The organism is Pseudomonas sp. Marseille-Q1929, assembly GCF_017316265.1.
Classification (GTDB): Bacteria; Pseudomonadota; Gammaproteobacteria; order Pseudomonadales; family Pseudomonadaceae; genus Aquipseudomonas.
The window spans coordinates 343,852-355,554 of the sequence record NZ_JAFLWU010000001.1 but is presented as its reverse complement, the minus strand read 5'-3'; the positions used below and the strand labels follow the sequence as shown (position 1 = coordinate 355,554).

Sequence of the window (11,703 nt, the reverse complement as noted above, 5' to 3'; positions counted from 1 at the left end):
AAAACGGCTCACAGGGTTTGAAAATAATTTCAGGCGCGCGCCTCGACGGTCACCCAATAGCGGGTAAAGCGCCGCACCTTGACCGGCAGGCTCACGGTGAGCAGGTCGAGGATGCGCTCGCTGTCGTCCAGTGGGTAGCTGCCGGAGATCAACAGGTTGGCGACTTGCGGGTCGCAATTGAGCTGGCCGCGGCGATAGCGGCCCAGTTCATTGAGGAAATCTTCCAGGCGCATGTGGGCTGCGACCAACATGCCGTCGGCCCAGGCGCCGCTGTTGGCGTCGGTGGCGCGCGGGGTGTCCCAGCCTTTGCGGGTGAAGTTGACCTGGTGCGCGGCGTCGACGCTCAGCGGCAGGCCGCTGTAGGTGTTGGGCATCACATCAACGTGGCCGTCGAGGACCGCCAACTGGGTGTGGTCGTTGAACTGGCGCACATTCAGGCGTGCAGCCTGGCTGCTGAGCAGACCTTGGCCGGTCAAGACCTTGAGCGGTGCAGGACCTTTGACGCCGGTCAGCAGGATCTCGCCTTCGAGCAGGCGGATCAAACGTTGCTGGCCATCGAAATGCACATCCACCGCGCTGCCGGTGTTGAGGTGCAACTGGCTGCCGTCGGCCAGTTGCACCTTGCGCCGTTGGCCCACCGGGCTGCGGTAGTCGGCAGTCAGCGGCGGCAGGATATGTTGCTGGCGCAGGCTCCACGCGGCGGCCGAACCGGCGCCGAGAATCAGCAGCAGCTTGAGGGCCTGGCGCCGGCTGGTGGAGGTTGGCGCGTTGAGCGCAGCATGGGCCAGGGGCGAGGGCATGCCGCGCAGGCGCTGGTTGACGCGTTGCATATGGTCCCAGGCGCGCTGGTGTTCACTGTGGGCATTCAGCCAGTGCTGCCAGGCGGCTTGCTGGCGCGGGTTGAGGGCGCCTTGCTGCATTTCCATCAACCAATGCACGGCTTGTTCGGCGACTTGAGTGGAGAAATTCATAGGGCAAAGTAGCAGCGCATGGCCGCTTTATTCAGGTGGCGTTTGACGGTGGCGATGGAGATGCCCAGTTCCGCGCCGATTTGCGCGTAGGTCAGGCCGTCGAGCTGGGCCAGCAGGAAGGCGCGTTTGACTTGGGTGGGCAAGCCGTCGAGCAATTGGTCCAGCTCCACCAGGGTTTGCAGGATGATTGCGCGTTCTTCTTCCGAGGGCGCCACGTGTTCGGGCATCTGCGCGAGGGCGTCGAGGTAGGCGCGCTCCAGGTCCTGGCGGCGGTAGAAGTTGAACAGTACGCGCTTGGCCACGGTGGTAAGGAAGGCGCGGGGTTCGATCAACGTGGGCGTTTCACGGGCGGTGAGCACGCGGATGAAGGTGTCTTGCGCCAGGTCGGCGGCACTTTCCGGGCAGCCGAGCTTGCGTCGCAACCAGCCGGTGAGCCAGTGGTGATGGTCGTTGTACAGAACTTCGACGGTGTTGGACGGCTGCAACGCAATCACTCCACAAGCATTTCGCATGCTTTAGAGAACAAGAATTGTTCGCATTGTAGGCGGCCCGATACGGTTCGGCAATCCGCCAGCAGCGGTGTTTCATCCGTTCTGTTTTGCTTATGAGAATATTTATCATTAATATTGCGCGCTGATGAACCTGGCGCCTCCTGCATGAAAAGCAAAACCTCACTTCCCGTCGCTTACCGTCTTGCCGTGACCTCACGGGTGCTTGCGGCTGTGGTCGGCGGCTACCTGATGGCCTCCCTGGCCGCCATCTGCCTGGCGCTGTGGCTGCCCACGTCCCGCGCCGACGCGGTGATCACCGGGATGATGAGTTCGTTTGTGTTCTATCTGCTGGCGGTGCTCTGGTGCTTTGCCTGCCGCACGGCCTGGCGTGCCTGGTTTGGCGTGATGCTGCCGAGCGCGGCGTTTGCCACGCTGGCGGGTGTGGGCTTGTGGATGGTGCGCACATGAAAGAGGGCTTTCGCCAGGCCATGGCCTGGTTGCACACCTGGAGCGGGCTGATCTTTGGCTGGCTGCTGTTTGCGATTTTTCTGACGGGCACCTTGGCGTACTTCAAGGAAGAAATCAGCCACTGGATGCAGCCCGAAGTGCAGGCCTATCCACTGGACAACGCACGCAGCCTGAGCGTCGCGCAAACCTACCTGCAGCAAACGGCGCCGAAGGCCGCGCGTTGGTTTATCAACCTGCCGGACGAGCGCGACCCGGCCTTGTCGGTGATGTGGCAAGACAAGCTCGACCCCGGCCGGCGCGGCAATTTCAGCCAGAAAACCCTCGATCCGGTCACCGGCCAGGACGTGCAGGCCCGCGAAAGCATGGGCGGCGACTTCTTCTATCGCTTCCACTTCCAACTGCAAATGCCCCACCCCTGGGGCCGCTGGCTGTCCACCATCGCCGCGATGGTGATGTTTGTCGCGTTGATCACCGGGATCATCACCCACAAGAAAATCTTCAAGGACTTCTTCACCTTCCGCCCCCGCAAAGGCCAGCGCTCCTGGCTCGATGGGCATAACGCGGTGGGCGTGCTGGTGTTGCCGTTCCATTTGATGATCACCTACAGCAGCCTGGTGATTTTCATGAGCATGGTGATGCCGGCGCCGATCCTCGCCTCCTACAGCGGCGATACCCGCGCTTTTTTCAACGAAGTGTTCCCTGCCACTAATAACGCGCCGGCGCTGGGACAACCGGGCCAATTGCTGCCGCTGTTGCCAATGTACGAACAGGCACGGGCGCAGTGGGACGGTGGCCACGTAGGCCGACTGGGGGTGAACAACCCCAGTGATGTGAATGCCTCGGTCAATGTGTTTCGCGCCAGTTCCGACAACGTGGTGCATGAATTCGACAGCATCCTGTCGTTCAACGGCACCACCGGCGAACTGCTGCGCAGCAGTGACGGGCAATCGCTGCCGGCGATTATCGGTGGCAGTTTCTATGGCCTGCACATGGGCCATTTCGCCGGCCCGGTGCTGCGCTGGCTGTACTTTATCTGCGGCCTGGCGGGCACGGCGATGATCGGCACCGGGCTGGTGATCTGGCTCGGCAAGCGTCAACTCAAGCACGCGAAAAGCGGCGTGATGCCGTTTGAACTGCGCCTGGTGGAAGTGCTGAACATCGCCAGCATGTCCGGGCTGATGATCGCCATTGCTGCGTTCTTCTGGGCCAACCGCCTGTTGCCGGTGAGCTTCGCCGAGCGCTCGGGCTGGGAAGTGCAAACCTTCTTTATCGCCTGGGGCTTGAGCCTGCTGCACGCGATCCTGCGCCGTGGCCGCCGGGGCTGGGTCGAGCAATTGAGTGTGGGCGCGCTGTTGTTTGCCGCGATTCCATTGCTCAATGCGCTGACCACCCAGCACCATCTGGGCGTTTCATTGGCGACGGGCGACTGGGCCATGGCCGGCTTCGACCTGACCTGCCTGGCGAGCGGCGTGTTCCTTGCCTGGGCGGCCTGGAAGATGCAGCACCGCGTGGCGCCGCAAGCCAAGGTCGAGCGCGCACGGCCGTTGACCCTCAAGCAGGAGGCTAACTGAATGTTGCTCGCGCTCTTGCTGTGCTATGCCGGGTTTACCGCGCTGTGCCTGTCCACCGACCGTCACCACGGTGAGCTGCTGCACAGCAAGCCGTCGCCCCGTCGGCGCCTGGGTTTGCGCGCAGCAGGCTGGTTACTGCTGACGCTGTCGATCTGGCCCGCCGTGGCGCTCGGCGGTTGGAGCCGGGGCCTGGTGGATTGGTGCGCGGTGCTGATGCTCAGCGCGTTGCTGCTGGTGTTGCTGTTGCCGTATCGGCCAAGGTTGGCCTTGATCCTGGCAGGCGTTGGCCTGCTGGCCAGCCCCGTCGCTGCTTTCGCCACCCTCTGAGCAGCGCCCATGATGATCAGCACCCCACCGGAGTCCGAGGACAGCCAGCGCGCTGAATCAGCGGGTGGGCGTGCGCATTTCCTACAGGTGTTTCTCTCGCAGCGTTCGCAGATGGAGGCCCTGGTCAATCGGCGCGTAGGCTGTCGCGCCACGGCCGCCGACCTGGTGCAGGATTTGTTCCTGCGCTTCTGGCGTCGCCCGCTGGTGCAGGTCGAAGAACTCAGCACCTACCTGCTGCGCTGCGCCGGCAATATCGCCATCGATCACTTGCGCAGCGAAGGCGCGCGGGTGCGCAGTAGCGAAGGCTGGCTGCCGGAACAACAGGGCAACCAGGGCTGCGAACCCCAGGCGGCGTTGGAGGCGGGCAATGATTTGCGCCATGTCGAAGCTGCCTTGCGCAGCCTGCCGGAGCGTACCCGGCAGATTTTCCTGCTCAACCGCATCCACGGCCGCAAGTACGCGGAAATCGCCAAGGCCATGGGCCTGTCCCAAAGTGCCGTGGAAAAACATATGATGCGTGCCCTCGAAGCCTGCAAAGCCAGCCTTCGTGAGCCATCGCCCCCACGCACGCCAGGGAAAGCACCGTGAACCGCACCCCCACGCCCGACCAGGAACACGCCGCGCTGGCCTGGCTGAGCCTGTTGCACGACCAACCCAGCAGCGGCGACCAGGCCACGTTCAGCCACTGGCTGCGCGCCGACCCGGCCCACGTCGAGGCCTATTCGCAGGCCCAGGTGGTGTGGGAATTGAGTGAAGTGCCTGCGCGAAAACTTGCGGACGAAGAGGCGTTGGCGTTGCAGGGTTACCTGAATGCGATGAACACCGCGAAGCGTGCACGGGCGCTGCGCTGGTCCGGCGCCCTGGCGATGGCGGCGTGCCTGCTGCTGATGGTGGGCATGGGCGCAGGATGGCAGCCCTCGCGTTGGGTCGATGACTTTGGCGCCGACTACGTAAGCGCGCCGGGGGAGGTGAAGACCGTCACCCTGGCCGATCAATCCCAAGTCACCCTCGACGCCGACAGTGCGATTGCCGTGGATTTCAGCCATGGCGAGCGGCATATCCAACTGCGCCGTGGCGCGGGTTTTTTCAGCGTGACCCACACGGGGCAACCTTTTGTCGTGGAGGCGGGCAGCGGTGAAGCGCGGGTGTTGGGCACACAATTCGAAGTGCGCCTGCAACCTGCGGGGGCGCAGGTGACGGTGTTGTCGGGGCGGGTTGGCGTGACGCCGTCGAAACAGGGCCAGCAGCAAATTCTTACCGCCGGGCAGCAAGTGGCCTACGCCGAGGGTGTGGCCGATGCCATGCACCCGGTAGACAGCGAATCGCGCCTGGCCTGGCGCGACGGTTGGCTCAACTATTACAAGGCGCCATTGGCCGATGTGGTCAAAGACCTGGAACGTTACTACCCGGGGCGCATCCTGTTGCTCAACGACGACATGGGCGCCAAGCGCGTCAGTGGCAGCTTCCCGAGCAAAGACCCGCAGGCAGTGCTGAATGCGTTGCAGGCGGTGCTGGGGTTTGAACAGCACAATGTGCTCGGGCGGATGATCGTGGTGCGCTGACTACTTCAGCGCCGCCGTGATTTTTTCCGGGCTGAATTCCCGAATCAACGTGCCGTTCACATCCACAAACGGAATCCCGCCACCGCCCAACGCCTCATAGGCCTTGCGCGCCTTAGCGTCCTTGTCGATATCGAACGCCTGGTACGGGATGCCCTTCTGATCGAGGAAGCGGCGGATCTGCTTGCAGTACCCGCACCATTCGGTGGAATAGAGCACCACCCGCGCCGAAGCGCGGACTTGCTCCGAGACCACCTGCGACGGATTGAACACCCGCTCGATCTTGCCCCAGTTCTGGATCACCAGCACGACCAGCAACACCAGCAGGACTTTTTTAAAGACCCCGCCGAGCATCAGTTGCGGCGCTTGAGCTGGTCGGTCAGTTGGGTCGGCAGGCCCTTGATGATCAAGGTGCCTGCGGCTTCGTCGTATTCGATCTTGTCGCCCAGCAGGTGCGCTTCAAAACTGATGGACAAGCCTTCGGCGCGGCCGGTGAAGCGGCGGAACTGGTTGAGGGTGCGCTTATCCGCTGGAATCTCCGGCGACAGGCCGTAGTCCTTGTTGCGGATGTGGTCATAGAACGCCTTAGGCCGATCTTCGTCGATCAAGCCCGACAGTTCTTCCAGGCCCATCGGTTCGCCGAGCTTGGCCTGGCTGCTGGCGTAGTCCACCAGGGTCTTGGTTTTTTCGCGGGCGGATTCGTCCGGCAGGTCTTCGCTTTCAACGAAGTCGCTGAATGCCTTGAGCAGGGTGCGGGTCTCGCCTGGGCCGTCGACGCCTTCCTGGCAGCCGATAAAGTCGCGGAAGTACTCCGAGACCTTCTTGCCGTTCTTGCCTTTGATAAACGAGATGTACTGCTTGGACTGCTTGTTGTTCTGCCATTCGGACACGTTGATGCGCGCCGCCAGGTGCAGTTGGCCGAGGTCCAGGTGGCGCGACGGGGTCACGTCCAGCTCATCGGTCACCGCCACGCCTTCGCTGTGGTGCAGCAGGGCGATGGCCAGGTAGTCGGTCATGCCTTGCTGGTAGTGGGCAAACAGCACATGGCCGCCGGTGGAGAGGTTGGACTCTTCCATCAGCTTCTGCAGGTGCTCGACAGCGGTGCGGCTGAAGGTGGTGAAATCCTGGCCACCGTCGAAATACTCCTTCAACCAGCCACTGAACGGGTGCGCACCGGACTCGGCATGGAAGAAACCCCAGGCCTTGCCTTGCTTGGCGTTGTAGCTCTCGTTGAGGTCGGCAAGCATATTCTCGATGGCGGCCGATTCGGACAGCTCCGAATCGCGGGCGTGGAGAACTGCGGGGGTGCCGTCGGGTTTTTTGTCGATCAGGTGGACGATGCAATGACGGATCGGCATAGGCTTCTCGGCTGGTTGAAGGGGAGCGGTCGGCCTCCCCGAAAAGTCGCCCAGTGTACCGCACCCATTGGGCAAGACGCGCTCCGAAGGCCGTTTTGGCGCTCTCCGACGAGGCATATTCCTTTTTTTCACGGTTTAGAGCGATAAAGCTGACCAAATGGGTAGGTAGAAGCGGATATTTCCCCGTCTCTGTGCTAGTTTTGCCCCGTCTTACGCCAAGTCTCGGCGTTAAGCGTGCATTCAGCATCTGTCAGGTCGAACCAATCCCCGTTTCAAGCATCTATAACCCCGAACTTCGTGGTTATGGTCAGGGGTGCCAGGCCTTGACGGTCGGGCTCGATGGCTGACACTGCACTCTGCAATCCATATGAATTTGATAGGGAAGGAACACCACAATGGCTTTGACTAAAGACCAACTGATCGCTGATATCGCTGAATCCACCGACACCACCAAGGTTCAGGTGCGTGCAGTTCTGGAGCAACTGTCCCAGATCGTTGCTGATCAGCTGGAAAACGCTCAGGAAATCACTCTGCCAGGTGTTGGCAAACTGAAAGTGAGCGAGCGTCCTGCCCGTACTGGCCGTAACCCTTCGACTGGCGCTGCCATCGAAATCGCTGCCAAGAAAGTTATCAAGCTGGTTGTGGCCAAAGGCCTGACCGACGCTGTTAACAAGTAAGACGCAGCAAAAAAAACCGTGCTTCGGAGCGATCCGGGCACGGTTTTTTGTTGCCTGCGATTTGTCAGTCGCGAACCCAGCGCTGGCGCCAGATCTGTTGCTCGTTCTTGGTCTGGAAGGTCCAGGCGACAAAGCGGCTTTGTTTCTGCCCCTGGGACATTTCCACCACTTGGCTTTCCAGCACGCCGGCCTTTTTCAGGGCTGTCTCGATCGCGGGCAGGTTTGACGCTTTTGACACCAGGCAGCTGAACCACAACACCTTGTGGGCAAAATGCGCGCTCTCGGCGATCAGCTGCGTCACAAACCGCGCTTCGCCGCCTTCACACCACAGTTCCGCCGATTGGCCGCCGAAGTTCAGTACCGGCAATTTGCGCTTGGGATCAGCCTTGCCCAGGGCGCGCCATTTGCGCTCGCTGCCCTTGGTGGCTTCGTCCATGGAGGCATGGAACGGCGGGTTGCACATGGTCAGGTCAAAGCGTTCGCCAGGCTCCAACAGGCCCAGCAGGATCTGCTTGGGGTTAGTCTGCTGGCGTAGCTGGATGACCTTGCTCAGGTCATTGGACTGCACGATCGCCTTGGCAGCTGCCACGGCAATAGGGTCGACCTCGGAGCCGAGGAAGTTCCAGCGGTACTCCATATAGCCAATCAGCGGGTAGACGCAGTTGGCGCCCATGCCGATATCCAGCACCTTGACGATGGAACCACGCGGGATCTTGCCGTCGTTGACGCTGGCCAGCAGGTCGGCGAGGAAGTGCACGTAGTCTGCACGCCCTGGCACCGGTGGGCACAGGTAGTCAGCCGGGATGTCCCAGTGCTGGATGCCATAGAAGGACTTGAGCAACGCCCGGTTGAACACGCGCACCGCATCCGGGCTGGCGAAGTCGATGCTCTCTTTGCCGTACGGGTTGAGGATCACGAATTTCGCCAGTTCCGGCGTGGTCTTGATCAGCGCCGGGAAGTCGTAACGGCCTGTGTGGCGGTTGCGCGGGTGCAGCGTGGCCTCTTTGCGCGGCGCGACGGGTTTGGCCGTGGCGGCGGTTTTAGGCTTCTTGCGCGGAGGCTTGGGTGTGCTGGGGGCGGTCATGATGATTCTGGTGTTGGCTCAAAGTGGTGGGCATTGTCACACATCTTGAGCCTTACTCGGTCAACTGTGGGAGCTGGCTTGCCTGCGATGGCATCACCTTGGCCTGCTGAAGGACCGGGTTGTCTGCATCGCAGGCAAGCCAGCTCCCACATTGATTGGGTTTTCAAGGTAAAAAAAAAAGAGGCCCGAAGGCCTCTTTTCTACAGGGAATCCACCTTACAGGCTGGAAATCCGCGCATGTTGCTCCGCCAGCTTGCCCAAAGCCTGCTCAGCCTCGGCCAGCTTGGCGCGTTCCTTGTCGATCACTTCGGCCGGGGCCTTGTCGACAAACGCCGCGTTGGACAGCTTGCCGCCCACTCGCTGCACTTCGCCTTGCAGGCGCGCGATTTCCTTATCGAGACGAGCCAGTTCCGCGCCCTTGTCGATCAGGCCGGCCATTGGCACCAACACTTCCATCTCGCCAACCAGTGCGGTGGCGGACAGCGGTGCTTCGGCGTCGGCCGCCAATACGGTAATCGACTCCAGCTTCGCCAGCTTCTTGAGCAGCGCATCGTTCTCGGTGAGGCGACGCTGGTCTTCAGCACTGGCGTTCTTCACAAACACTGCCAGTGGCTTGCCCGGCCCGATGTTCATCTCGGCGCGGATGTTGCGCGTGCCGAGCATCAGGGTCTTGAGCCATTCGATATCGCTTTCGGCCGCTTCATCGATGCGCGCTTCGTTGGCCACTGGCCAAGGTTGCAGCATGATGGTCTTGCCTTCGATGCCGGCCAGCGGCGCCAGGCGCTGCCAGATTTCTTCGGTGATGAACGGCATGAACGGATGCGCCAGGCGCAGCGCCACTTCCAGCACGCGCACCAGGGTACGACGGGTGCCGCGCTGGCGTTCGACCGGCGCGTTTTCGTCCCACAGCACTGGCTTGGACAGCTCCAGGTACCAGTCGCAATACTGGTTCCAGATGAACTCGTACAAGGCCTGTGCCGCCAGGTCGAAGCGGAACTGGTCGAGCTGGCGGGTCACTTCGGCTTCGGTGCGTTGCAGCTGCGAGATGATCCAGCGATCGGCCAGGGACAGCTCGTAGGCTTCGCCGTTCTGACCGCAGTCTTCGCCCTTGTCCAGCACGTAGCGCGCGGCGTTCCAGATCTTGTTGCAGAAGTTGCGATAGCCTTCGACGCGGCCCATGTCGAACTTGATGTCGCGACCGGTAGACGCAAGCGAGCAGAAGGTGAAGCGCAGGGCGTCGGTGCCATAGCTGGCGATACCGTCGGCGAACTCGTCGCGGGTCTGCTTCTCGATCTTCTTCGCCAGTTTCGGCTGCATCAGGCCCGAGGTGCGTTTTTGCACCAGGGTTTCCAGGTCGATGCCGTCGATGATGTCCAGCGGGTCGAGGACGTTGCCCTTGGACTTGGACATCTTCTGGCCCTGGCCATCACGCACCAGGCCGTGCACGTACACGGTCTTGAACGGTACCTGCGGGGTGCCGTCCTCGTTCTTCACCAGGTGCATGGTCAGCATGATCATCCGGGCAACCCAGAAGAAAATGATGTCGAAACCGGTAACCAGCACGTCGGTGGAGTGGAATTTCTTGAGGAATTCGGTCTGCTGCGGCCAGCCCAGGGTGGAGAAGGTCCACAGGCCCGAGCTGAACCAGGTGTCCAGTACGTCGTTGTCCTGTTGCAGCGCGATGTCGGCACCGAGGTTGTGCTTGGCACGCACTTCGGCTTCGTCGCGGCCTACGTAGACCTTGCCCGACTCGTCGTACCAGGCCGGAATACGGTGGCCCCACCACAATTGACGGCTGATGCACCAATCCTGGATGTCGCGCATCCACGAGAAGTACATGTTTTCGTACTGTTTTGGCACGAACTGGATGCGGCCATCTTCAACGGCAGCAATCGCAGGCTCGGCCAACGGCTTGGTGGACACGTACCACTGGTCGGTCAACCACGGCTCGATGATGGTGCCGGAACGGTCGCCCTTCGGCACTTTCAGGCCGTGGTCGTCAACGCTCACCAGCAGGCCGGCGGCGTCGAAGGCCGCAACGATCTGCTTACGCGCTTCGAAACGGTCGAGGCCGGCGTATTCGGCCGGGATCTTGCCGTCGATGCTGTCGTTCAGCGTGCCGTCCAGGTTGAACACCTGGCAGGCCGGCAGTACGGCAGCATTTTTGTCGAAGATGTTCAGCAGCGGCAGGTTGTGGCGCTTGCCGACTTCGTAGTCGTTGAAATCGTGGGCCGGGGTGATTTTCACGCAGCCGGTGCCGAATTCTGGGTCGCAGTAATCGTCCGCGATGATCGGGATGCGGCGACCAACCAACGGCAGCTCGACGAACTTGCCGATCAGCGCCTGGTAGCGTTCGTCGTTCGGGTTCACCGCAACGGCGGCGTCGCCGAGCATGGTTTCCGGACGGGTGGTGGCGACGATCAGGTAGTCGTTGCCCTCGGCGGTCTTGGCGCCGTCAGCCAGCGGATACTTGAGATTCCACAGGAAACCTTTCTCGTCGTGGTTTTCCACTTCGAGGTCGGAAATTGCCGTGTGCAGCTTGGTGTCCCAGTTGACCAGGCGTTTGCCGCGGTAGATCAGGCCGTCTTCATGCAGGCGCACGAAGGCTTCTTTCACGGCTTCCGACAGGCCGTCGTCCATGGTGAAGCGCTCGCGGCTCCAGTCTACGGACGAACCCAGGCGACGGATCTGACGGCTGATGTTGCCGCCGGACTGGTCTTTCCATTCCCAGATCTTTTCCAGGAATTTCTCGCGGCCCAGGTCGTGACGGCTCTGGCCGGTGGCTTCGAGTTGGCGTTCCACCAGCATTTGGGTGGCGATACCGGCGTGGTCGGTGCCTGGCTGCCACAGGGTGTTGCGGCCCTGCATGCGGCGGAAACGGATCAACGCATCCATGATCGCATTGTTGAAGCCATGGCCCATGTGCAGGCTGCCAGTGACGTTCGGTGGCGGAATCATGATGGTGTAGGAATCGCCCGCGCCTTGCGGGGCGAAATAATTCTCGGATTCCCAGGTGTTGTACCAGGAAGTTTCGATAGCGTGCGGCTGGTAGGTCTTATCCATGCGCGGCGGGACCCTAGTTGGCATTAATTCAGGAAAGCCGGCAAGTATAACGGGGCAGGGCGTGGAGGGCGAGTTGAAGACGGTCTAGAGGTCGATGCAAATCAATGTGGGAGCTGGCTTGCCTGCGATAGCGG

The 11,703-nt window shown here is 61.6% G+C and carries 12 protein-coding genes; 6 read left to right on the top strand and 6 right to left on the bottom strand.

The annotated features are described in order from the left end of the window. Window positions 1-29 precede the first annotated feature (29 nt). Both J1G37_RS01625 and J1G37_RS01620 read right to left on the bottom strand, forming a co-directional pair. Entirely contained in the window at window positions 30-971 is a 942-nt protein-coding gene (locus tag J1G37_RS01625; protein ID WP_207039948.1) for a FecR domain-containing protein, read from the bottom strand. After that, the gene (locus J1G37_RS01620) at window positions 968-1,456 is read right to left on the bottom strand and encodes a sigma-70 family RNA polymerase sigma factor (protein WP_017736184.1); all 489 of its coding nucleotides are present in this window, start codon (window positions 1,454-1,456) and stop codon (window positions 968-970) included. The genes J1G37_RS01625 and J1G37_RS01620 overlap by 4 nt, the downstream gene beginning before the upstream one ends. A gap of 171 nt (window positions 1,457-1,627) precedes the next feature. Here J1G37_RS01620 and J1G37_RS01615 point away from each other — a divergent pair, with 171 nt between their 5' ends. Genes J1G37_RS01615 through J1G37_RS01595 form a run of 5 tightly spaced genes read left to right on the top strand, consistent with a single transcriptional unit; the run spans window position 1,628 to window position 5,390 of the window. Next, window positions 1,628-1,930 carry a DUF3649 domain-containing protein gene (locus tag J1G37_RS01615; RefSeq protein ID WP_124527349.1) on the top strand — a complete coding sequence of 101 codons (303 nt, stop codon included), beginning with the start codon at window positions 1,628-1,630 and terminating at the stop codon, window positions 1,928-1,930. Next, complete coding sequence (locus J1G37_RS01610; protein ID WP_207039947.1) at window positions 1,927-3,501, top strand: PepSY-associated TM helix domain-containing protein; 1,575 nt, start codon at window positions 1,927-1,929, stop codon at window positions 3,499-3,501. Before J1G37_RS01615 ends, J1G37_RS01610 begins: the two co-directional genes overlap by 4 nt. Then, entirely contained in the window at window positions 3,502-3,828 is a 327-nt protein-coding gene (locus tag J1G37_RS01605) for a DUF3325 domain-containing protein (RefSeq protein WP_207039946.1), read from the top strand. It abuts the gene before it with no gap. A gap of 9 nt (window positions 3,829-3,837) precedes the next feature. After that, entirely contained in the window at window positions 3,838-4,416 is a 579-nt protein-coding gene (locus J1G37_RS01600) for an RNA polymerase sigma factor (RefSeq protein WP_207039945.1), read from the top strand. After that, window positions 4,413-5,390, top strand: coding sequence for a FecR family protein (locus J1G37_RS01595; protein WP_207039944.1), 978 nt, complete (start codon window positions 4,413-4,415; stop codon window positions 5,388-5,390). Before J1G37_RS01600 ends, J1G37_RS01595 begins: the two co-directional genes overlap by 4 nt. Here J1G37_RS01595 and J1G37_RS01590 read toward each other — a convergent pair whose 3' ends face one another. Together J1G37_RS01590 and yejK are read right to left on the bottom strand one after the other, a co-directional pair. Continuing rightward, window positions 5,391-5,741, bottom strand: coding sequence for a glutaredoxin family protein (locus J1G37_RS01590; protein ID WP_207039943.1), 351 nt, complete (start codon window positions 5,739-5,741; stop codon window positions 5,391-5,393). It lies immediately after the preceding gene. Beyond that, window positions 5,741-6,745, bottom strand: a complete 1,005-nt coding sequence (gene yejK, locus J1G37_RS01585) for a nucleoid-associated protein YejK (protein WP_003171997.1) — start codon at window positions 6,743-6,745, stop codon at window positions 5,741-5,743. The genes J1G37_RS01590 and yejK overlap by 1 nt, the downstream gene beginning before the upstream one ends. Before the next feature lie 395 nt (window positions 6,746-7,140). Here yejK and J1G37_RS01580 point away from each other — a divergent pair, with 395 nt between their 5' ends. After that, window positions 7,141-7,422, top strand: coding sequence for an HU family DNA-binding protein (locus J1G37_RS01580; RefSeq protein ID WP_017736177.1), 282 nt, complete (start codon window positions 7,141-7,143; stop codon window positions 7,420-7,422). 64 nt (window positions 7,423-7,486) lie between these two features. On the opposite strand, the gene rlmF is transcribed toward J1G37_RS01580, so the two are convergent. Beyond that, window positions 7,487-8,506, bottom strand: coding sequence for a 23S rRNA (adenine(1618)-N(6))-methyltransferase RlmF (gene rlmF / locus J1G37_RS01575; RefSeq protein WP_207039942.1), 1,020 nt, complete (start codon window positions 8,504-8,506; stop codon window positions 7,487-7,489). Window positions 8,507-8,722: 216 nt separating this feature from the next. After that, on the bottom strand, window positions 8,723-11,569 hold the full coding sequence (locus tag J1G37_RS01570) for a valine--tRNA ligase (RefSeq protein ID WP_017736175.1): 2,847 nt from the start codon (window positions 11,567-11,569) through the stop codon (window positions 8,723-8,725). Window positions 11,570-11,703 lie beyond the last annotated feature (134 nt).

What these genes read in the sequence shown, in the direction of transcription:
- rlmF (WP_207039942.1), bottom strand. Translation starts at nt 8,506, where the DNA reads ATGACCGCCCCCAGCACACCCAAGCCTCCGCGCAAGAAGCCTAAAACC.
- J1G37_RS01615 (WP_124527349.1), top strand. Translation starts at nt 1,628, where the DNA reads ATGAAAAGCAAAACCTCACTTCCCGTCGCTTACCGTCTTGCCGTGACC.
- J1G37_RS01625 (WP_207039948.1), bottom strand. Translation starts at nt 971, where the DNA reads ATGAATTTCTCCACTCAAGTCGCCGAACAAGCCGTGCATTGGTTGATG.
- J1G37_RS01580 (WP_017736177.1), top strand. Translation starts at nt 7,141, where the DNA reads ATGGCTTTGACTAAAGACCAACTGATCGCTGATATCGCTGAATCCACC.
- yejK (WP_003171997.1), bottom strand. Translation starts at nt 6,745, where the DNA reads ATGCCGATCCGTCATTGCATCGTCCACCTGATCGACAAAAAACCCGAC.
- J1G37_RS01600 (WP_207039945.1), top strand. Translation starts at nt 3,838, where the DNA reads ATGATGATCAGCACCCCACCGGAGTCCGAGGACAGCCAGCGCGCTGAA.
- J1G37_RS01570 (WP_017736175.1), bottom strand. Translation starts at nt 11,569, where the DNA reads ATGGATAAGACCTACCAGCCGCACGCTATCGAAACTTCCTGGTACAAC.
- J1G37_RS01610 (WP_207039947.1), top strand. Translation starts at nt 1,927, where the DNA reads ATGAAAGAGGGCTTTCGCCAGGCCATGGCCTGGTTGCACACCTGGAGC.
- J1G37_RS01605 (WP_207039946.1), top strand. Translation starts at nt 3,502, where the DNA reads ATGTTGCTCGCGCTCTTGCTGTGCTATGCCGGGTTTACCGCGCTGTGC.
- J1G37_RS01590 (WP_207039943.1), bottom strand. Translation starts at nt 5,741, where the DNA reads ATGCTCGGCGGGGTCTTTAAAAAAGTCCTGCTGGTGTTGCTGGTCGTG.